At 38.7% G+C, this 22,608-nt stretch carries 15 protein-coding genes; 3 read left to right on the top strand and 12 right to left on the bottom strand.

All coding sequences use genetic code 11. The annotated features are described in order from the left end of the window. Positions 1 to 180: 180 nt before the first annotated feature. Together ACERII_RS17050 and ACERII_RS17045 are read right to left on the bottom strand one after the other, a co-directional pair. Complete coding sequence (locus ACERII_RS17050) at positions 181 to 1,488, bottom strand: GHKL domain-containing protein (RefSeq protein ID WP_373643941.1); 1,308 nt, start codon at positions 1,486 to 1,488, stop codon at positions 181 to 183. Then, the gene (locus tag ACERII_RS17045; RefSeq protein ID WP_373643940.1) at positions 1,485 to 2,195 is read right to left on the bottom strand and encodes a LytR/AlgR family response regulator transcription factor; all 711 of its coding nucleotides are present in this window, start codon (positions 2,193 to 2,195) and stop codon (positions 1,485 to 1,487) included. The genes ACERII_RS17050 and ACERII_RS17045 overlap by 4 nt, the downstream gene beginning before the upstream one ends. A 478-nt stretch (positions 2,196 to 2,673) precedes the next feature. On the opposite strand from ACERII_RS17045, the gene glf reads away from it, so the two are divergent. Next, positions 2,674 to 3,774: a UDP-galactopyranose mutase gene (glf, locus tag ACERII_RS17040; protein ID WP_373643939.1), complete on the top strand. Its 1,101-nt coding sequence runs from the start codon at positions 2,674 to 2,676 to the stop codon at positions 3,772 to 3,774. A gap of 951 nt (positions 3,775 to 4,725) precedes the next feature. Here glf and ACERII_RS17035 read toward each other — a convergent pair. The 7 genes from ACERII_RS17035 to ACERII_RS17005 form a co-directional block, all read right to left on the bottom strand. Beyond that, on the bottom strand, positions 4,726 to 6,183 hold the full coding sequence (locus ACERII_RS17035; RefSeq protein WP_373643938.1) for a family 43 glycosylhydrolase: 1,458 nt from the start codon (positions 6,181 to 6,183) through the stop codon (positions 4,726 to 4,728). Further along, complete coding sequence (locus tag ACERII_RS17030; protein ID WP_373643937.1) at positions 6,161 to 6,298, bottom strand: hypothetical protein; 138 nt, start codon at positions 6,296 to 6,298, stop codon at positions 6,161 to 6,163. Before ACERII_RS17030 ends, ACERII_RS17035 begins: the two co-directional genes overlap by 23 nt. Before the next feature lie 122 nt (positions 6,299 to 6,420). Beyond that, entirely contained in the window at positions 6,421 to 6,939 is a 519-nt protein-coding gene (locus ACERII_RS17025) for a hypothetical protein (protein WP_373643936.1), read from the bottom strand. Between the two features lie 104 nt (positions 6,940 to 7,043). After that, positions 7,044 to 8,309, bottom strand: coding sequence for a WD40/YVTN/BNR-like repeat-containing protein (locus ACERII_RS17020; RefSeq protein ID WP_373643935.1), 1,266 nt, complete (start codon positions 8,307 to 8,309; stop codon positions 7,044 to 7,046). A 245-nt stretch (positions 8,310 to 8,554) separates the two neighbouring features. Then, on the bottom strand, positions 8,555 to 15,787 hold the full coding sequence (locus ACERII_RS17015) for a pullulanase (protein WP_373643934.1): 7,233 nt from the start codon (positions 15,785 to 15,787) through the stop codon (positions 8,555 to 8,557). A gap of 267 nt (positions 15,788 to 16,054) precedes the next feature. Further along, positions 16,055 to 16,438, bottom strand: coding sequence for a ParA family protein (locus tag ACERII_RS17010; protein WP_483867432.1), 384 nt, complete (start codon positions 16,436 to 16,438; stop codon positions 16,055 to 16,057). Positions 16,439 to 16,620: 182 nt separating this feature from the next. After that, the gene (locus ACERII_RS17005) at positions 16,621 to 17,757 is read right to left on the bottom strand and encodes a CAP domain-containing protein (protein WP_373643933.1); all 1,137 of its coding nucleotides are present in this window, start codon (positions 17,755 to 17,757) and stop codon (positions 16,621 to 16,623) included. A 256-nt stretch (positions 17,758 to 18,013) separates the two neighbouring features. Here ACERII_RS17005 and ACERII_RS17000 point away from each other — a divergent pair, with 256 nt between their 5' ends. Then, a complete protein-coding gene (locus tag ACERII_RS17000) occupies positions 18,014 to 18,997 on the top strand; it encodes an HD-GYP domain-containing protein (protein ID WP_373643932.1) in 984 nt (327 codons plus the stop codon). Positions 18,998 to 19,036: 39 nt separating this feature from the next. On the opposite strand, the gene ACERII_RS16995 is transcribed toward ACERII_RS17000, so the two are convergent. Continuing rightward, positions 19,037 to 19,804, bottom strand: a complete 768-nt coding sequence (locus tag ACERII_RS16995; RefSeq protein WP_373643931.1) for a MerR family transcriptional regulator — start codon at positions 19,802 to 19,804, stop codon at positions 19,037 to 19,039. Between the two features lie 385 nt (positions 19,805 to 20,189). Between ACERII_RS16995 and ACERII_RS16990 the strand changes: the two genes are divergently transcribed. Further along, positions 20,190 to 20,306 (top strand): YjcZ family sporulation protein, encoded by a 117-nt coding sequence (locus ACERII_RS16990; protein ID WP_373643930.1) that lies wholly within the window; start codon positions 20,190 to 20,192, stop codon positions 20,304 to 20,306. Positions 20,307 to 20,435: 129 nt separating this feature from the next. On the opposite strand, the gene ACERII_RS16985 is transcribed toward ACERII_RS16990, so the two are convergent. Together ACERII_RS16985 and ACERII_RS16980 are read right to left on the bottom strand one after the other, a co-directional pair. Then, entirely contained in the window at positions 20,436 to 21,815 is a 1,380-nt protein-coding gene (locus ACERII_RS16985; RefSeq protein ID WP_373643928.1) for a sensor histidine kinase, read from the bottom strand. Then, positions 21,815 to 22,522: a response regulator transcription factor gene (locus tag ACERII_RS16980; RefSeq protein ID WP_373643927.1), complete on the bottom strand. Its 708-nt coding sequence runs from the start codon at positions 22,520 to 22,522 to the stop codon at positions 21,815 to 21,817. The genes ACERII_RS16985 and ACERII_RS16980 overlap by 1 nt, the downstream gene beginning before the upstream one ends. Positions 22,523 to 22,608: the final 86 nt, after the last annotated feature.

Below are 22,608 nucleotides of genomic sequence, written 5' to 3'. Positions count from 1 at the left end.
TACATAATAAGAAACTATTATATAGAAGCCTAAAAGAAATTTCCCTAGGGATCTTTTGGGATATCCTCAACCTTTTTATAGATTTTGTTTGTTCTAGGCGTACATTACTATAAAAGCTTACCCATTAACTGTTTCAACAAAAAAAGGCCTCGAATAGTACAATCCGAAACCTTTTCCATCTTATTTTTTTATGGGAATTAGTACCTTTAACTCGAACCAATTGTCCTTTTGCTCCACATTAACCACACCATCATATTTCTGCACAGTATATCGAATACTCTTTAATCCATAACCATGATAGTAGGTATCTTCTTTTGTCGTTGCAGGTAAGTCCCCTTCAAGCTTCAGATCTCCTTCAAAATAGTTTTCGAATCGAATCATCAGGAAACCTTTTTGGGCAAAAAGAGAGACATGTATTAATCTTTTTTCTTTATCTTTCACTTGTTGTTCGTATTCTATGGCATTGTCTAAAGCATTACCAAAAATCGTACAAATGTCTACCACGTCCATATCTTTAAGCAGTGTGCCGTCCGCAACACAGGTTAAGGTAATACCATTTTTTATACAGGACATGTTTTTACTAGCAAGTAATGTATCTAAAACATGATTTCCAGTCTTATTCTGAGCTTCGAATGATTTTATTTCTTCTTCCATCTGTGTCAAATATGAATTTCTTTTTTCTGGATCTTCTTCTAATCTTAAGGCAATAATCTGATTTTTTAAATCATGGTATTTATAGTTGATAATCTCAATACTTTCTTTTGACTGCTGATATTGTACATATTGATTGTTAAGTATATTTTGCATCGCAGCTAGTTCCCGTCTTATCCGTAAATCGTTTATTTGGATGTGATATGCATAAAGAATCGCGAAACCACCTAAATCCACTAGCGTTCGGATATTCAGTATTTCTTGTGCATATTGTCCGCTAAATGGCGTTCTAGCCGTCACAAAGCTTATATTACTAATACCAAAAACAGCAGCACCTATTACAACAGTGGACCATAATTCACGTTGTCTTATATTTAGTTTTCCTTCAGCCGGAATATGCCGCTTCTCAAGTAACCATATGAGTAAAAAAGCTCCTCCATATATTAGAATTAAAAGAAGCACTTCCCATAACAGACCACTGTTCTCCGTTCTCCAATAAAAGAAATGCACTTGCCATTGCAAAGATGCAACTAACTCTGCAGCTACAAACGCTTTGATGCTGAAATAACCTGCTTCTGATGGAGAAATGTCACAACTAAAATAAAGAAATGCAAACATCAAACCAACAGCTACTAGCATGGACGGAATCCAAAAAACAATTGGTAAATCCCTTGTTAGGATCAAAAAAGCAGATTGGATAAGGAGAGCCCCACCAGAGAAGGCAATGAGATGCCACCCTCTTATTTGTTTTTTCAATATAGAAATGTAAACAATACACGCCATCCACTCCGCTAAGGCTGTATACATTCTAGGTATTTCCGGAAAGACATCATTCATTTAATCATTTCTCCCCAATAGTTGGATAGAGCTTCCATGAACGGTTTCCTTTTTGTTCTGCTCACAGGGAGTTCTTCCCCCTGTACAACAGCACAGCTCTCGTTCATCCCATCGACATGCTCCAGATTGTATAAATAGCCTTTATGGCCTCTAAAAAAGTGATAACTAGATAGTTCACCTTCTAACTCCTTCATAGTTCCAGTTGTCGTAAACTCTCCCAGTCTTGTTTGAAAAATGAGCTTATGACCTTGACTCTCGACGTAATATATATCAGAAATCTTTAAACGGGTCACTCCACCTTTGATTTTGATTGTAATATGGTTATCTTCCCTTTTCTTCATTCTATCCACGGCTCGACTCAACCTTTGAGAAAAAGAAAAATAGGAAATAGGTTTTAATACATAATCTAAGGCATCCACCGCATATCCCTTGATAGCATATTGTGCCATATTCGTTATAAAAATTATCACTACTTCCGAATCCACTTTCCTAATCTCTTCTGCCGCAGACATTCCGTCCATTAAAGGCATTTGAACATCCATCAAAATGATATCAAATTGAGCTTGATAGTTTTCAATAAACTCATCACCATCGGAATACGTGGTTACTTCAATAGTTTCCCCTTTATCTTGTTCAAATTTTAGGAGGAATTCCTTCAACTGATCTTGATAATGAATTTCATCTTCCACAATGGCAATACGCATCATAAAAACTACCTCCTTTTAATGTACGTTTATGTTTTCTAATATCCTTATATTTTTTGTGTAAGTTCTCTATCTTTGTAAGAAGAATTTCAATCCGTCTTATTATGCTACGACTTCATTCGCCATTTCCTATACATACTAGCATAATAGGGGATGTAGTGTCTTCTTACTGTCGGAATAGGAACATTATGTGACAACTACAAAGAGATTTATATGATATAAGGAGAAATGTATGGTTTTTCGACAAATTACTGACAGTATATCATAATGATTTTCTTATACAAATAAGAAACCTTCCCCATTTACATTCATTTTGTATATCAGAAGAAAGAAACTACGTAATAGACTCACCTACCGATTGTTCTCGCAAGGATGTTGCTAAATCATTATGATTGTGAAAAAATAAGGAAATAATCATAAAGGAATGTACTGCAATGTACTTAATATCCTACGTTGTAGTTGAAAAAGGAGACTATTTTACATGTACGATTACTTAGTTGTTGGTGCTGGATTGTTTGGCTCGGTCTTTGCACATGAAGCGACACAAAGAGGAAGAAAATGTTTGGTTATAGATAAGCGAGACCACATCGGCGGAAATGTATATACAGAGAATATAGAAGGAATTAATGTTCATAAATATGGTGCCCATATTTTTCACACAAACAGCAAGAAAATTTGGGATTACGTGAATCGCTTTGCGGAATTTAACAGATATACGAATTCTCCTATCGCAAATTATAAAGGGGAAATCTATAACCTCCCTTTCAACATGAATACATTCAATAAATTATGGGGTGTCATTACTCCTGAGGAAGCACAACAGAAGATTGAAGAACAAAGGAACGCAGCCAACATCAGTGATCCAAAGAATCTAGAGGAACAAGCAATTTCTTTAGTGGGAACAGACATTTATGAGAAATTAATTAAAGGCTACACGGAAAAACAATGGGGAAGATCAGCAAAAGAGTTACCCTCTTTTATTATTAACCGTCTCCCGGTTCGTTTTACTTATGATAATAACTATTTTAACGACAGATATCAGGGAATTCCTATCGGTGGCTATACGGTGATCATCGAAAAAATGCTTGAAAATATTGAGGTTCAATTAAATGTTGATTTTTTTGCTGAAAGAGAGAAGTTAGAAGCACAAGCAAAAAAAGTCATCTTTACTGGGATGATTGATCAATATTATGACTACCAATTTGGTGTTTTAGATTATCGAAGTTTACAGTTTGAAACAAAAGTGATGGACGAGACAGACAACTTCCAAGGAAATGCTGTTGTCAATTATACAGATAAAGAGACTCCATTTACCCGAATCATTGAACATAAACATTTTGAGTTTGGGGCACAAGACAAAACAATCGTCACTGAGGAATATCCAAGGGAATGGGAGCAAGGATTTGAACCATACTATCCAATCAATGATGACAAAAATAATAAGATTTATAAAAAATATAAAGAGTTAGCTGACAATGAGTCCAACGTGATTTTTGGCGGTAGACTAGCAACCTATAAGTATTACGATATGCATCAGGTTATTGGCGAAGCATTGACTACTGTTAAGAAGGAATTCGGTTAGAATAACTTGGCTTATCGCCAAGTCCTTAATGGCGAAAGCCTTAGTTTTTCTTACTCTTTAATCCTTTAGTGAAGGTAAACATTCTTTAAGTATAAATAAAATAAACACCTGTGAATCATTCAATGGGGGTTACTTAAAAGGTGCTAACAAGCCATTCACAAGCAAAAACACATGAGATTTCACAGCAGAAATCGCATGTGTTTTTTTATTGTTTTATCAGTGTTTTATTACTATATAGATTTGAAATCACAAAGTAATTCACAAACCTATTCACATAGGCGGAAATAAATATTTCCTTATTGTGATTTCGATGTGAATTTCCAAGTGAATTCTAATGTGAAAGAGAAGGACTTGGATATTTATATTAAAGCAAATGAAAGGATATATAAAATTTTTCAAGCAATGTAATGAAAGAAATGAGGAGAAATGCTCAATGGAATAAATAAACGGAGAATTTTCCCTTATTTAAAAAATAGCATGAAAAATAGTCTGAATAAACGGAGAAATTCCACTTATTGACTCAAATCTATTTAAAAAGGGAGGATTTTCTTTGCATAGTCGGAAAAACTCCACTTATTTGCCACGAAATTAGGTGAATTTTTATTTTAAACGGAAATTCTCCGCTTATTTTATTTCACTGGTAAGGATAGGAATACATGGACTTGGCGATAAGCTAAGTTTATCTAATCAACTTCCAAGAAAACCTCATTTACTTCAACAAACGGTTAGTGAAATAAGCAAATATGAAAACAATGGCACGAAGAACCTTCGTGCCATTGTAATATGCGAATTATACTGCGAATCTAGTTGTGAAAGATGTGTGATTTAGCGTGGGAATTCGTCTGTGATTTGACGTTTTGCACCTCACAAGTAAACACGTTAGAATCATTCACAGGTGGTGTTATTTTTAATAGGCAGGTTTGATTATTGTTATATCCTATTGCCCCTTTTCTACTTCAATACAAAAGACCGAAAATCCAATTTCCCAGATCCTTTATAGGTGAAATAAAGTGCCTGGATTCCCTTTTCAAGCTCTACATCTACATCATACATCGTAAACGTTTTGCACGGATCAATCTTTATTTTTGCAACGGCTTCTCCTTCCAGTGAAGTCGATAAAACCATATATCCATTGGCGTTCCCACGAACACAGACAGCTATTTCTTTCAAATTTTCTATCAGAAAGTATTTAAATCCAGCAACTGCTCCATCTCTCATATTCGCAATATATTGTGTTGGATTGTCTTCTCTGTCTTTCCCCGTTTGCGTAAAAAATGGGTGATCCTTAAAAGTTATATTTCCAAAATAGACTCCATAACGCCCAGCACCTTTTGCTGACATAAGGTGACAGGCAATACGTGCCTCATATTCTCCTTTTCCTTCCAAAGGTCCGTTATTTAAACCACAACTAGTCATCTCCACTTGGAGGATAGAGCCATCCTGTTTTACCTCAATAGGTTCTGCAAGAGCTTGTCTTGAATAATGATGTCGGTTCGTCTGTCTATGATAAAAAATATACCACTTATTTTTCACCACAACTAAACTACCATGATTGTTCCCAATATAATTATAAGCATCTTTATCCTCTGTTTTTCCGTTAAGATAAAGGTCTCCGTTGCTAATAATTGTTCCTCCATATTGAAAGCCCCCTGTAGGACTTTTGCTTGTTGCGTAACATAATTCGTGGCCATTGATAGAAGAATAGATGAAGTAATACGTATCGTTCATTTTTCTCATGGAGCTTGCTTCAAAAAATTCATGACCTTCAAATCCAGTCCCTTCCGCACTACCAACTTTTTGAAAAAGGAGCTTAGGTTTCCCACTCACTGTTTTCATATCACTATCTAGTGGAATAACATATCCACCTTTAAAAGTGCGCTTCTTCCATCCAGTTAACAAGGATGGAACTGCTCTCTTTGGTTCGAATCCGGAATAGAGATAAACACTTCCAGCATCATCCACAAAAACACCTGGATCAAATAAGAAGGGGTCTCCACTATTATTCCATAGTAGACTGCCATCCTTCCAACTCACATACCCATAAAACTCATATTTTCCAGCGGGTGTGTCACATACCGCAACTCCCATAATGCTTCGAAAACCAAGAGTATAGTATAAATAGTATCTTCCATCTGCACCTATCGCCACATCAGGAGCAAACATTTGAGTCAATCCTAATCTATTTTTTGGATCCTGCGTTTTCTTATAGATAACCCCTTCGTACCTCCAGTCACCAAGATTATCAACAGGTGCTGACCAGCACACATAATCATTCATGCAAAAGAGCTTTCCGTTAAACCTGTCGTGGGATCCATAAACATATAAGCGATCACCAAATACATAAGGTTCTCCATCCGGAATATATTCATAACTAGGTAGAAAAGGATTAAAGCATTGCTTTTTCGTCATCGTTGTTCATTCCTTCTTCTGGAAGCATCGGGGACGGTTCTCGTTGCTTCCTTAAACTTTGAATAGGAAGCAGTGTCAATTCTCGTTGCTTCTTTAGCTTTACATATTGCCCCAAAAATGAGTGGCACCACACATTATACCAGAAGGAAACTGGAAGAACCCACTCCACTATCTAATTATGAATCACCCATTCCAACGCCACATTTTCTATCGTTTCTAGATAATTAACCTCATTAACTATAGTATAGCCATAATATCTGTATCTGTTTGGTTTAAACTCTCTAACTTCCATGTAATCCCGATCATACAGGTGTAGGGTAAACATACCATATTTCTCCGTGATATCATCTCCATGAATCGCGATGTTTCTATTAAATAACGATCCGCTTCTTTTAACTCTACCTCTTGAAAATCACGGAAAAGTTGCTCAATTTGACCTCCATCCCTTAGCGATACGGACACATTGTCAGAATGTCTAAGAATGGACACCGCTTCTACCTCACTCAGAACTATGTTATTCATAATTGCTTCTTCAAATGATGTGTATTTCCCCTGCTCCAACACATCCATTATCCCCAGAAAAGTGATGACACTTACTATCATTACTATAAACGTCGCTACATGCTTCGTTCCCTCTAAATACTTTCGCTCCACCCAGGCCTTAAAACCAAAAATGGTAGCAGTTAAGGATGCAAAAAACCACATGATCATAGTATCATCGTTTACATCTAGCACAGTGAAAAGTAATATATACAACGAACATCACTCCTTCGATTAGGAAGGAAGCAGTGGGGACGGTTCTCGTTGCTTCCTTTTCGAAAAAGGAAGCAGCAAGAACCGTCCCCACTGCTTTCACACCTTTACTCCAACACTCCATCGGGATCCACTAACCCATAAAATGTCCATGTCTTCCCTTGATCCTCAGAAGTAAATTTAGCCAGTACTTTCCCTCCTAAATAATCCCCCTCTGGACCTTGATTCACTAATAACGTACCTTCATCTCCCTGGAAGGTCGGAATCTCCGCCACGATAAAGTACCCAGCGTATTCTTCTGGAACTGGTGCATCTACCGGCTCCCAACTCTCTCCCCCATTTTCTGTTCGATAAAAATAAGGAATGATTGCTTCCCCTTCCGTTCTGTGTTCACCAAAGGAAACAAACCCTAATTGATCCATAATAAAGCCACCATCTGTCATCATTCGATTGGTATAACTCACGGGGTTCACAGGTTCCCACGTCTTCCCCCCATCATCTGTTTTAAAAATGAAATGAGCCTCAAAACTCATCGTTCGTTCTCCAGTAACAAAAAGGTATCCTTCCTGCTCTGATGTAAACCCAAGTATTGCAAGTCGTCCAACCTCTCCATAAATAGGAACGACTACCTCTTCCCAAGTTTTCCCCATATCTTCACTGAGAAAAACAATAAGATATCTATCTCTATTAAGCAAAAATGCCGTTCGCTCCTCAGAGATAACATAGCTACCTTTTACTAGTTGACCTCTAAAATCTATTTCAAGTAAATCATCTCTCTCAACTGGAACCGTCGTCCAAGTCTCTCCATTATTGTAGGTAACCTGGAGAGCCGTGTCCGTTAACTGATATGTATAATAATTCCAATAAGCTTCCAACCCTGCTTCCATCTCGTATTCTTCCAAACTTTCCACAGGCGGCAACCCAATATATCGATCATCCGTTTCCTCAATATTAGTTATACTGTACGTCAGATTCTCAACCTTTTCTATCGTTAAGATCCAGACGAGCTCATCATATTCACCTTCAACATCAATAGGTCCACTAACGTGAAGTACAACCGCAACCTCGAATTCCTCTTCATCTCCAGACAACCTCGTGAATCGAACATAACTAGCTCGACCAGCGATCCCCTCTGCCTCCATGCCCTTCATGAAGTCAAACAAAATTCGATACGCTTTTATTTCTGGTGTCGTATCCCTCTCATACACTTCCAACGTATATGGTAGTCTGCTCGCAATGTCCTCCATCGTTTCATCGAAATCCGGAACAGATACTCTATCATCCTCTTCCGTTTGATTTAACTGAAAAACTAGCAAACTAGCAAAACAAAGAACAAGAAAGAGAATATAGAGACGGAGCTGTTTTTTACTCATCTAGATCACCCCCTTAACTTGGAATGAATACAAAGATAGAATATAACATTTTTTACCAAAAGTACATATTTATATTGCTAAACTTTTGGTGAATGGGCTATAAATCATACAAAACCAGTACATACACTGTACCCAGGTTAAAACCCCTACTACATCAAAACTTTATACTTTATCCAAAAAAGACCAACGCCCTTTTTAAAAAGGGCATCGGCCTTTTAATAACATAACTAGCACAAATAGATTTTTTAGCTTCTTCGAACAACTCTTCTTCGTTGAAGGATATATACAGAAATCCCTGATAACAACAATGCAATACCCGCAAACAACCAATTATAAATGGATGTCGCTGTGTCAGGAAGAACGTTACCCGTCTCAACCACAGACGTTACCTCTTCATCGTTTTCATTCAACTCTCCCTCAGAGAGTTCGAATACAGCATAAGTACTAAAGTGATAAACGGTAGCAGTTACTACGCCACCTTTAAAGCTCCCACCAATTAACTCCCACATGTTTTCTTTTTCATTCCAGTAAAAGACTTTCGCGTTGTTTGGATTCTTCATACGTTTTTGGTCAACTTCAAAGCTAAGTTCAATACCATCGGTAAATTCACTAATTGTCTTTCCACCTTGCTGTAAGTGAAAGGAATAGACAGAGCTTATCGCTTTCTCCATATCTGCTAGCTTTTTAATGGTAAAGATAACTTCCTCGTTCCCATCAAAAATTGATGCAGGAATGTTTATGACAAGATCATCTCTTGTAATTCTGATTGTTCCCCCCACTTCTCTAAGGTGATTAATTTGTTCTGAACGGAGCGTTAACTGAACTTCTTCCTCAGGTTTACTTAAAGTAATTTGTAATACACCATTTTTCGCTACTTCGTTAACCACTTCAGAAGGAACCGTTACTTTGTTGCCATCAACTATCGGTGTCGCGTTAACAATATCAGGTTTTTTCGGAGATCCACCAGTCTTCTCATCTTTGTCTTTATCCTTGTCCTTACCTTTATCTTTATCTTTATCCTTGTCTTTATCCTTCTCTTTCTCTTTCTCTTTATCTTTGTCTTTATCCTTGTCTTTGTCACCGTCTCCAGGATTTTGATCTTCAGTATCTCCATCACCAGGTGCCGGTTCGCCAGGTTCTTCCGTTTCGTCTGCCACCTTAACAATAACAGCTGTTAATGGATCTAGCGTTATATTATCTGCAGTTAATTCAAATCCTGTCGGGTTGGTTACTTCTGTAGTCCCCGCTTCATTAGCATCTACAATGACTTTCCCTTCTGTAAGGTCGATATCCATTAACGTTAGCGTGCGCTCAGTGTTATCTGCATTAACGAATACATAATACTCTTCAGATCCATCGGATGATACCACTTTGTATCCAATGATAAGATCCCACTCATTGATTTCAGGGGCATCAATGAATGTAACTTTCTCAAATACCTCTTCCATCGTTCCTAAACGGAAGGCATCCGAAGAACGACGCAGTTGAATTAAACCAGTAGTATATTCTCTTGTAAGGTTGTTTACTGGGTAAAGTTCTTCATTTGTAGCTTTATTCCAATCAAATCTGTTAATAATGTCCGTTGAATCGTACGAATCATGGATAAAGTAAGGATACGTGAACGGGTTACCATCCTCATCGGTCATGTATGTTGACTTGTATGGAGCTTCGTCCGTTTCCGCTCTGAACTGTTTCGTACGACCAAACTCTTGACCGGCGTGGATAAACGCAGTACCTTGAGACGTCAATACCATTGTATTCCCTAATCGAATTCGCTGATGAATCTCGTAATCATTTTCTGGTATTTCAGGGTCTTTCATAATAGATTGTGCAATAACATCATATAACGTCAAGTTATCGTGCGCTTCAATGTAAGGTACAACATCTCCAGGGTGTGTTGCCGTGAAGTTGTGAGGCTGAGCCCTTATGTTATCAAAAATTTGTTGGATATTTCTTGCACCATTCGTTAAGAAGCGGGGTTGCCCCTCACTACCGAAACCGGACTTCAATTCATTTCGGAACTCATCAGAGAACACTCCAACACTTTCTGTATATTGCATCCAGTCTTGGTCAGCAGCTTGAACCGGATCTCCTTCATCACCAACGAACGTTCTCCAACCTTCCCCAATCATCACGACATTCGGGTTAACTGCTTTTGCTTTGTCATATGCAATTTGAATACTTTCCGCATCATGATCACCCATCATGTCGAAACGGAATCCATCTACTTTAAACTCTTGTACCCAGTACATAATAGAATCAACAAGAATCCTTCTTGCCATTTCATGCGTTGTACCTAAGCGACCTCCACCAAAGCTTGTTCTCGGTGTACCATCAGCATCCATGAAGTGATAGTAATTCGGTACTAAATCTTCAAAAATCCCAACTCTAGCCGTATGGTTGTAAACAACATCTAAGATCACTCCCATCTCACGGCTGTGAATCTCATCAATTAACTTCTTGAACTCTTCAATTCTCCATTCAGGGTCATCTGGATTTTCAGAATACATACCTGTAATCGAGAAGTAACTGTGCGGGTCATAACCCCAGTTATAGTTATTTTGAGTAGAAGACCACTCTAATAACCTTTCACTCTTGTTGAACTCGTCTGCAAAGAAGTAGCTCATAATAGGTAATAACTGAATATGCGTTACACCTAGGTCTTGAATATAATCCAGTCTTTCAATGAATGCAGCGAAAGTGCCCCACTCTGCTTCTAGCTCATCTGCAATTTCATAATCAGATGTAAAGTCTCTAACGTGAACTTCATAGATAATCGCATCTTCACGTTTTTCAAAGCCAGGAATGTTAGCGAAATCGAGCTCTGGTCCAATAGTAGAAGGGTCTACGATAGCCGCTTTCCCAATCGGGTATTCACCACCACTTCTATCAGGGTCAGCCCATGTCGCCATTGACTTTGCATACGGATCAAGCGCTAGCTTTGTTTCATCTTCATGTGTAATGCTATAGTGGTAAAAATAGCCTCGGAAGCTATCCAAACTAGTATTATCTTTATCTAGTGTTACTTGCCATACACCACGATCCCCTAGCGTCATATCAATAGTCCCTACAACTTTGTTTTGGTCGTCTTTATCATAAAGAACTACCGAAACATCATCCGCTTTTGGTGACCATAGTTTTAACGTTGCTGTGCCATCAGCATGCAACTTAGCACCTAATTCACCCTCATAAGCAAACATTTCATCCATCATTCTCCAACCACCAGTTGCAGAAATTGTATTTTCTCCATAAGTTACAGAGAATGGCATAGCTTCTAAATCAAATGTTCCGTTCAATTCAACTAGTCTCTCATCTATAATCGTTACGTTTTCTACCATAACTTCGTTGCCATTTCTATCAATGACTACAATTCCTTCTAATACCTCTTCTTCCGTCAATCCATCTGTCTTTGAAAAACGCAGTTGTATTTTAGAATCAGAAAGTACTTCTCCAGAAAGAAGGACTGTCGGTATAGAACCATAAGGGTTTGTGTATACCTGGTCATCACCATGAGTTATAAAAATTTGGTTATATTCTAGTAAAGAGAAGTGATAATCAGTCGTTTGAGCATCACTGTTCTTATGAACAAATAAGAATCCAATTTCCTCCGCACTCTCAATTAACTCGATGTCAAAGTAAGCTCCATATTTTCCAATACCGGCAGCATCTTGCGCACCGACTGGCCAATCATCAGAAGGAGAAATCACATCTCCCCAAATCCAAGCACCCCAACCATCATAGTCTTGCTCTGCTCTATCATAATGAATACGGATAGTGTTCTCTGGTAAATCAATTGGTTCCACGAGATGAACTTCATCAGAACCTTGTTGTATCCACACTTCATTTATTTGCGGTGAGAATAACTCAATCACTTTGTCCTCGCCGTCTTTATCCCCATTCGATGTGTCTAGTACTATAAAACCTACTTTTCGAGCATCGCTATTGATTGGAATATCCAAGTACGCTCCATAATCTGTACGTTTATTATCTACAAACGGCGTACCGCCAGAAGGCCAGTTTTCAGATGGGGATACGACATCTTCCCACAACCATAAGCCTAAGTTTGTAAAGTCGTTATCATCTCTTTGGTAATGAATACGTAAAGTGTTTTCAGGAACTGGCGGTACCGTAATCTCATCTCGGTCATCTTCTTCACTGGAAACTAAGATGAATGTCGCACCGTCTTCTTTTGCAGGCAGCGTTACTGTAACCTTTTTATCGTTTCCAACAGTATAGAACGTTCCATTATACACATCTTCCACAGTGGAACCCGCTGAAAATGGCACTGTAAATGTTACTTCTTCTGCTTCGTTTTTCGTATTAATACCCACTACAGCAGACTTTCCATCAAAACTTCTCTTAAAAATCATATGACCTGCAGCGTTGTTCCCCGCAAGAAGTTCATGCGTTCCTTTAGAGAAGATATGTGAATAATCAGAACGGATGTTGAGAAGCGTTTGGTAATGTGCGTGCAAATCGTTTCCTTCCACTTCATACCAAGGGAATACATAACGATTGTCATAATACGGCCAGTTATCTTCACCAGATAACCCTAGTTCTTCTCCGTAATAAATAACCGGTTGACCTTTCGATGTTATTTGAAGCGCTGCTGCCACCTTCAACTTACTCGTGTTCTCTGGGTCATTTATTAAGTGCAGGAACCCTTCTTCATCATGACTTCCTAAGAAATGTCCTAATGTCGCTGTATTTGTAAGACTATCGTTTCTTTCTTGGATTCTCCTATTTACAGACTCGATTTGCCCATTAACGAGGTCACGAGCAATATATTTAAAATCGAAGTCAAGTAAGGAATCCATCATCCCAGCATCTAAATAATGTCTTGCATATTGATTGTTCGCTCCAGCTCCCCAAGCTTCACCAATCATTTTAAATTCAGGTTTCTCTAGCGTTAACTCATTTTTAAAGTGCATCCACGTTGTGTCTTCTACGTGTTTCACTGTATCTACTCGGAAATAGTCAATCGTATTTCCATTAGGAGTTGTTGCCTTTTGTAACCAACCTACTTGCCAGTCAACAATTTGCTCTCGAACTGCCTCGTCCTCTGTAATGAAATCAGGAAGTCCAGCTAATTCACCTCTTGTTTCACTGCCATCACCGCCATCTTGACGAAGCATATCCGCAAATTTTTCACGGTCATCGTCGGTCGGGAAACCTTCTGGGTGATTTTCTATGTTTCCATCCTCAAGCTTTAAGCCATAACCTGTGTGGTTTAGTACCACGTCCACCATGATTTTCATATCACGGTCACTCGCTGCATCAATCAGCTCATGGAAGTCCTCTAGCGTTCCGAGATGAGGATTTAACTCTTCAAAGTTAAGTGCCCAATAACCATGGTATGCATAGTATGGAAGTTGATCTGCATTAAATTCAACATTGTGATACACGTTTTCCACAATTGGCGTAATCCAAATAGTGTTGATTCCTAGGTCATCAAGATAATCAAGGTTCTGCGTGATACCCTTGAAGTCTCCACCTTGGTAAGAACCAGGACTAGTAGGATCATAACCATAGTGAACGTTGTTGGACTCATCTCCATCAGCAAAACGGTCTGTTAGCATGAAGTAAATACGAGCTTCATCCCAATCAAAGTCACCATCTCCATCAATGACACGTGGCTCAATATGAATCTCAGCCGCCCCTTCATGCTGCCCACCGTAAATATCTACAACTGTAATTGGCAACTCTTTCGTACCAGTTGAAATATCTTCTCGCACTGCTATTGTTAGCGCATTCAATTCTGGATCAATCTTCGTACGCTCTTTTCCACCTAATACAGATAGGTCCACGAAGATTTCACGAATAGTCTCAGGATCCATATTTTCTCCGTTGAAATCTGTTACATCTAGTGATAACACAGCATTCTGATTATAGTTAATCGAGCTTGGGGTTACCTCCGCACTGATATCCATATCGAGGGAAGATAGACTTACAATCGATACTCCATCCTCATTTGTATTATAAGGGTCATTGATTTCTGTTATCTGACCATCTTTCGTTACTAAGAATGTGTATTCGTAAGTACCTTCTTCTAGGTTGTTAAGCGTTAGAGTAAAGCGCTCCTTGTTTTCTTCAAAAATCATGTCGTGAACTTGTCCATCAAGTTTAACTTGAACGGAATCAAGTGTATCCATCGCATCTTCACGATACAGTTCTGCATCACGATAGAAGAACGAAACGCTCCCTTGGTCAATAGATGGACCTGAAGCAAATGGAACCGTACGGAACTCGTACTCTCCTTCTGTCACAGATACTTTTGTAAGTTTTTCCGTTGGGCTAATCGCAATAGTGCGATCTTCGTCAACATCAACTTGATCCCACTCCGTACCTTTTCGCAGCTTGAATCCCATACTGCGAGTACTTGCGCCAACTTCAATGTTTGCAATCGCAACTTCACCAATTTCATCAAAATCGATTTGGTCGTTTCGTGCACCGGTATTCCATACCCAAATGTTCCAGTCCTCATAATCTTTGTTTTCTCTATCATAAACAAAGCGGACCGTTGGCGGATAATAAGGATCGTCACCAACTTGAGGCTTATCATAGTAAACTGTGTCGTCCCCTTGAATGAACCAAACTTCAACTTGGTTTTCCCCTTCAGGCATCCGAATTCTTCTATCCGACTCTTGTGACTCCCAGTTTCCTAGCCTTGTAATCACATCAATTTGATCTTGTTCAAACTCATAAGTACCTTGAGCAAACTCACCATCTACAGTAGTAAAGTCATACGCCGCTCCATTGAGACCTGAACCAAAAATCCACATGTCCCAATCCATCGCGTTACCATCATGACGGTAATAATTAATAATATATTCATTTAGTCCGCTAACAATAGATACTTCTCGCTCAGAAACATATCCCTCGTGCTGAGCTTGAATAATGAAGGTTTTTCCAACTTCTGCGTCACTCGCAACAGTCAAGACATTGTCCACCAACGCCACACCTGGAGTTTCTGTTACTAACGACCACTCTGGAGTTACGGCAGATGTCGTACCACCTTCGTTAATAAAGTCTCCTGTTAGCGTTGTTTCACTACCTTGCTTTACAGAACCTGGGATTTGGTCTACCTTTACTCCAGGTACATATAGTACTGAATTCCCACCACTTACATTAGGATTTAAAGGATCCACGAAATCCCCTTCATCCCAGTTTTGGGCTAATGTAAATTTGTATTCATACCGTTCTGGTGTTAAGTTTACTGTTGTTGTAAAAAATCCATTTTGTTTTTCCATCGGGATAGCATTATCAATATCCCATTCGTTCATACTCCCCACTACATAGAGGTTGTCTCCATCGTGTTCAGCATGAAAGGTTACATTACCAGCGTTGTCTACAACTGGACTCCGTACCCCTTCACTAGTGTCAGCAGCAAAAGCTGGAACCGCACTAGTGAAAATGCTGAAAAACATAAGAAGTGTTAAAAAGATAGACATTCTTCTTTGATGCTTTCTTCTTAGCATATTCCTAATCTCCTCCTTTTGATCTATGAAAACGATTGCACAAACATGTAATAAAAAAGTCAGAAATCGATATCATTTCTAACAAATTGCGCAAACGTTTTCTCTTTATTAATTTACTATGAATCTCTAAATATATCAAACGAAAAATGAAGAGAATTCGGTCTTTTTTTAAAAGAAAACGTCGAATTATGTTAACCAACTTCCTTTTTCTCGATATTTTACATTATATCTTATTTCCATGTTCCTTCCGAAGTATCTTCCAACCAATTACACCCCATTTACGCAACTAGTTGCATTAAAAAGGAAGCAACGGGGACGGTTCTCTTTGCTTCCTTTTTGAAAAAGGAAGCAGAAAGAACCGTCCCCACTGCTTCTTAACCTCTTATTTACACGAAAAGGTCGAATCACCAAGTCCTGCAAATGTAATTCCTGATCATTATCAATGAAAGCATCAAACCACTTCTTAATTGTTCGATTTTGAAAACCCTGTTTCCACTCATCCACTTTCATAAATGAAAAAGTAAGATTCGTTTGCGGATCAAGATCATTGAGCAATACCTTCTTTCCTTGATTAGCCATTTCGGCAGCAACATTCGCTGTAACTGTCGTTTTTCCCACCCCACCTTTATAATTAATAACCGAATAAATCATATGAACCCTCCGATCTATCGTTTATAACACAGTATTCCAACCTAAATGGAGATAGAATACAGAACCTTGTTCTCTACAATTTTCATGAGCATATGTGTATAAGGAGAAAAGCTTGAAGCAATAAGAAAGCCACTGAAAAAGTGTTTTTACTTTTTCAGTGGCTTCGCACCGTACACACCGGCCTACCTTCTTGGGGTGAAATACTTCTTCGTATAGTAGGGTTGTGACTCCGTATTAAAGGCTACGCCTACCCCTAAATAGAGAAGGTCCTTGTTTAGTATATTTTCTCTGTGTCCTAAGGAATTCATTAATCCTTCGTGAGCAAAGATACTGCTAATCTGACCGTAAGCCAAGTTTTCCGCCGCGGTCATAAACTCAATATTGTCTTCCTTCATTCGTTCAAAAGGAGATTGCCCTTGTAAATTATTGTGACTGAAAAATTGGTTTTCTGCCATGTCCAAGCTATGCTTCCGAGCCGTTTCTCTCACATGATCATCCCAGGTTAAAAGAGGCAAACCATGATTCCTTCTCGTAGCATTCGTAACATCATATAACTGATATTCAAAACCTACTTGAAGTTGCTCACTTGCTTCCGAATATAACGTCACTTTGTTTCGTTCTAATTCTTCATCGATAACTTTAATTGCGGTGACTGTATTGTTTTTATGCTGATCATAAAAAATAGTGACATAACTGTTGTCGAGATAAAACACATCATACTCACCATTACTAGCAAGTTGGTAGTTAAAAGTACTATATCGTATCACCGTTTCAGGAGTTCCAAGCTGATCCTGAACCAACTGCATAGGGCTACCTAATCTCACTTTCGTAGAAGAGGCAATCAAGTCCTGATTTGTATATAAACCACGAACAATATCATCTTCATCATAAGCCACCATGATAAAATTCCCATAGTTTTCATGATACGTATCCCAGCTAACACCATATTCATTTACCGTGCTTCGCTTCGGACCTCTGCCAGTAATCTGCTCCACATCCGCTCTTGAACTCCCAAGTTCTATATTATGGATGGAAAACAATTGTTCACTAGGCTCCGCCAATTCGGGTGCTACGATCTCTTCTTCTGTATCATCTGATTCTATCCCTGGACTGTCGGAAGGATCAAGTAAAGTAGAGAGTTTCTGAACTATCTCATCCATCATTGCATGAAACGCTGGATCTTCTTTCACCTGATCCACCTTAGAACGAACCGAATCTATGATAGCCGCAGGATCAAGTTCCTGAACCGGCTCTTCCCAGATCGGCTTTGAAACATAACCAACAAACACAATTAGAATTAATAAAAGAAACCGTTTCACAACCACACCCTCCTTTTTACAATACATATTCTATTTATTGACGGAAATCTACCAATTTAACCATACGTGGGAAGCAGTGGGGACGGTTCTCACTGCTTCCTTCTCTTTTCAAGTTAATGCTTAAATATACATAGTACCAAGACTACAAAAATAACTAAAGAAATCCATCCTCTTTCTCCTATCTATCAACTTTATAATTCTATAAAATTTGCGTTTATGGTACAATTTCACTAAAAAATACTATTAGGAGTACATTATGGAAATTTACCATGAACAATCAGAGTTTAATACAGTACTTAAATTTATTAAAAAGTACAGGTATCTGCTTTTTATTTTTGCTGTCTTTTTTATCATGCTAGAAAGATATGTAAATGAAGGCAGAAATCTAATAATTATTTATACCGTTGTTATAATTATACTTGGTGTTATTTATCAAAGTAAGCTAGTTTTACTTCTTCAAAGCGGTCTTATAACGTTAACCGGTTATTTAATATCGCCATTGAGCATTCCATTTGACATGTTTTTTTTCATCTTATGGTTTGCCTATTTTATGATAGGATTAGCGATATCTCTACTGATATCTAATTACACCATAAAATATAATTCATCCATTGAATTAACGAAAACGCTAGCTAATTTGCTTGATTCACGCGATCCTTATACTGCAACTCATTCAGAAAATGTAGCAAACTATTCAAGAATAATTGCAAAAAAAATGAAGTTAACAAAGAACTTACAAGAAGCTATTTATGTTGGTGGGTTATTACATGACATTGGCAAAATAGTTATTCCCGAGCAAGTGCTAAACAAACCTGATAGACTAACAGATGAGGAATTTTCTATTATTAAACAGCATCCCCAGATTGGTTATAGTACTTTAAAACATATCAAACCATTTCAGCAAAGCGGAATCTTGGATATGGTTTTATACCATCACGAAAGATACGATGGAAAAGGGTATCCTAAAGGGTTAAATGGATCAGAAATTCCTTTAGTAGCAAGAATAATGGCCGTTGCCGATGCGTTTGATGCGATGACGTCCAAACGAGTGTATAGAGAAGCACGAGATATCGAAAAGGTGATTACTGAAATGGAAGAAAAGAAAGGAAGCCAATTTGATCCAGAAATTATTACTATTTTCCTAGAATATATTAATAAAAACAAAGAGATATTTTTAAATAATACACAAGAGAAGTCAATAGCACAGTATGCTGTTACAGAACAGAAAGATACAGTATAAGAAGCAGTGGGAACGGTTCAAACCGCCCCCACTGCTTGCCTAGTTATTCTTCGCAAAGCCTGTATAAATGAAAATCGCATCTCTTAGAAATTCTGTCATCCCGGGCTTCTTCTCATAATATTTCTTAAACCGTTCATCATCTACATACATTTGCGCAAGACCTGCATGGGCATCCTTGTTGTACTCATCCCAGTAATACATAAGCCACACCTTATGCAGTTGTGCTACTTTTTGCGCAATATCACTTGATGGATCGCCAGATTGAAATGCTTCCTCCAGAGTATCCTGAACTTCCACGGCAAGACGGCTCACCTCATCATGGTCTTCTTTTTTCATCTTCTTTAGTTTTTCATTCGACCGATCCACCACTTCATCGCCGTATTTTTCTCGAATTTCCTTACCGTATTTCACCTCGTTGTCATCAATCAGTTGCTGCTTAAAACCTTCAAATTTCTCTTTATCCGTCATTTTCCTTATCCCCTCCATGGTATCAATTGTTCTTCCTATATTGTCAATCAGCACATCGAGCTGCTTCCTTTTTCCAAGAAGTTGTTCCCGATGTTCCTTTAAAACTTTGGTCTCGTCATAAGAAGGAGAGGTAATGATTTTTTTAATCTCCTCCAGACTTACTCCTAACTCTTTGAAAAATAAGATTTGCTGTAACCTATCCACTTCCGTCTGACCATATATTCGATATCCTGACGAGTTCATTCTTGCTGGCTTGAGAATCTCTATTTCATCATAATATCGAAGTGTTCTCGTACTGACTCCTGCCATCTGTGCTAACTTTTGTATGGTATATTCCATTTTCTCACCTCCTGATACTATCACTCTACACCTTAACGCATGCGTGAAGGTCAACTGTTATTTTCATATTTTAATTTCAATTGTAATATAGCCCATTACCACCACTAATTATCGGTATGATTTTCACCTACTTCGGATAGCGACATGCACCTAAACTATTTCAAGAAGGAAGCAGCAAGAACCGTCCCCACTGCTTCCCCGTTGCAGCGAGCCGATGGAATATTCCCTTCTTGAAAAAATGTGTAAGTAATCAGCCTCTTTGTGTGGAAAGAACAGAGAAGATTAGTTTTTCTAGACAGAAACACAATCAACTTCTTTATTACATAATATGATATTGAAGAAAAGGATAACTAATCCTTGAAATTTCCTTTGGAGGTGTATTTATATGACACACGCACACGGTGGATTTGCAGGTGGCTTCGCGTTTATCCTAGTAATCTTCATCCTACTAGTAATTATTGGTGCTACAGTAGTTGGCACTGGTGGATACGGAGCTTACTAATTAATTGTAAAATCAACCCTACAGAGAAACCAAGAGTTTCTCTGTAGGGTTTTTTCATTTCATAGTGCGCTGTCACTACTCAAATTTTGTCTGAATGATCTCGACATATTTCCAGTGGGGCCTAGACACCTAAACCACCGGTAGCTTTATCACAAACGTACTTCCTTTCCCCACTGTGCTTTCTACCCAGATCTCTCCTTCGTGTGCTTCTATGATGGATCGGGCGATGGCGAGGCCAAGTCCTGTTCCACCGTGCTCAAGCGACCTGGATTTTTCTACCCGGTAAAAACGTTCAAACACATTCGGAAGATCTTCCTCTGCGATACCATCCCCATTATCTCTCATATGAATTTCCAAGACCCTCTCCCCATCATAAGGAACAAAGGAGACCTCCACTTCCGTAGCACCATATCGAACTGCATTATCCAATAGGTTGGTCATTACCTGTTCCATTCGTTTCTGGTCAATGTGAAGGACGACATCTGGAATCGGCCTTGTCACGAGTAACTCTCCCTGCTTTTGTTTCACATCCACCTCTGAATCTCGCAATATATTCGTGAAATAGTCCTGACTGCTCACAAGCTGCTTCTCCATCACAAGCTGGTCCAATTCCATTTTTGAAAACTCAAACAGATCATCAATTAACCGATTTAGTTGCTCTGTTTTGGACAAGATCACATTCAAATACCGCTGTTTCATCTCTTCATTTTGCACAATACCATCATTCAACCCTTCCACATACCCCTTGATAGACTGAAGTGGCGTTCTCAAATCGTGCGAAATCGTCGCGATTAATTCCTTTCGATTGTTTTCATAAAGCCGCTGCTTCGCAAAGGATTGCTTCAAATGCTCTCTCATCGTATCAAAACCTTCAATAAATCTCCCTATCTCATCTTTCCGCCGATAGGGAATCTCATAATTCAAGTTTCCTTCCCTCATTTCTTCTGTTGCCGTGTACATTTCCTTCAGAGGATGTAAGATTGTTTTCGAAATGTAGATCGTCCAACCAACAATTAAGATAAGGAGCACAAGAAGCCCACTACTAATACTAATCACAATGACAGAAAGGATCTTATTATAGGTAAGTTCAGAGGATAAATCCAAAGAATCCGACTTGATTTCCAGATTGAGAACCTCCCCGCCGAGCGTCTGCACCTGAGAACGTCGCATCGTAAACAAACTTTGATCACGTTCCTCCCCCTCTACATAATCCGTCGATTGAAATAAGACTTCATCATCCAGCGAGGAGATAATCAGCTCCAAGTGATAAGGCTCTAAGAGCAACTTCATTTCGAGGTAAAACTGCTCCTCATCCCCCTTCTCCAACACATCATAATGACGCAACACCGCTACCGAAATCTCAGAAAGCGCCCGATCAATTCTCTCATTATGTTCACCCTCCAGTTCCTCTAGTTGATAGGAAAAAAAGGACAGCACTCCAAAAAACGATACAATCGGCAGAATAATAATAGACAGAAACGCAAGTATTAATCTAGGTCGCAGCTTCATTACAACGAACTCCCAACAAATTTATATCCAACTCCCCAAACCGTAACTATGAACTTCGGTTGAGAAGGAGTCTCTTCAATCTTCTCTCGTATCTTTCTTATATACACAGTCACCGCATTCATATCTCCATAGCTATCATAACCCCAAATCCGATCAAACAACTGCTCCTTGGAAAACACCTGTCCTTTATTTTTCGCCATAAAATAAAGTAATTGAAATTCCTTTGCCGACAGCTCCACCTTTCTCCCAGACACAGTGACATTGTAGCCCTTTGCATCGATCTTTAAATTCTCCTCCGTTATCATATCTTCTGTTTCCACTGACTTCGACACAGAAAAATCATGAAATCTTCTCAGCTGCGCTTTCATACGAGCTACCAACTCACCAGGACTAAATGGCTTTGCAATATAATCATCCGCACCAATCCCAAGTCCAATAATTTTATCTGTTTCACTCTTCTTCGCACTCATCATAATAATGGGAACATGAGACACTCCCCTGATTTCCCGGCACACATCAATTCCTGACTTTTTCGGAAGCATCACATCTAATACCACCAAGGCCGGCTGCCTATTAGTAAACTCCTGCAATCCCTCTTCCCCATCTTGAGCTAGAACAACTTCATACCCATGAACAAGCAAATAATCTCTGACTAGCTCCCCTATTTCCTTTTCATCTTCTATGATGAGAATCGTATTATTCCTCATTTTTTTCCCCACTTCCTCCTTAAGATCTCCACCTTATTTATCACGAACTTAATCTCTCCTTCTAGTATGCCTCAGGAAAAACAAAG

Origin of the sequence: Evansella sp. AB-rgal1 (assembly GCF_041820985.1) — a bacterium.
In the GTDB taxonomy this organism is placed as follows: domain Bacteria; phylum Bacillota; class Bacilli; order Bacillales; family Salisediminibacteriaceae; genus Evansella.
Note: the sequence above shows the minus strand (reverse complement) of the source record. Positions and strands in the feature narration are given on the sequence as shown.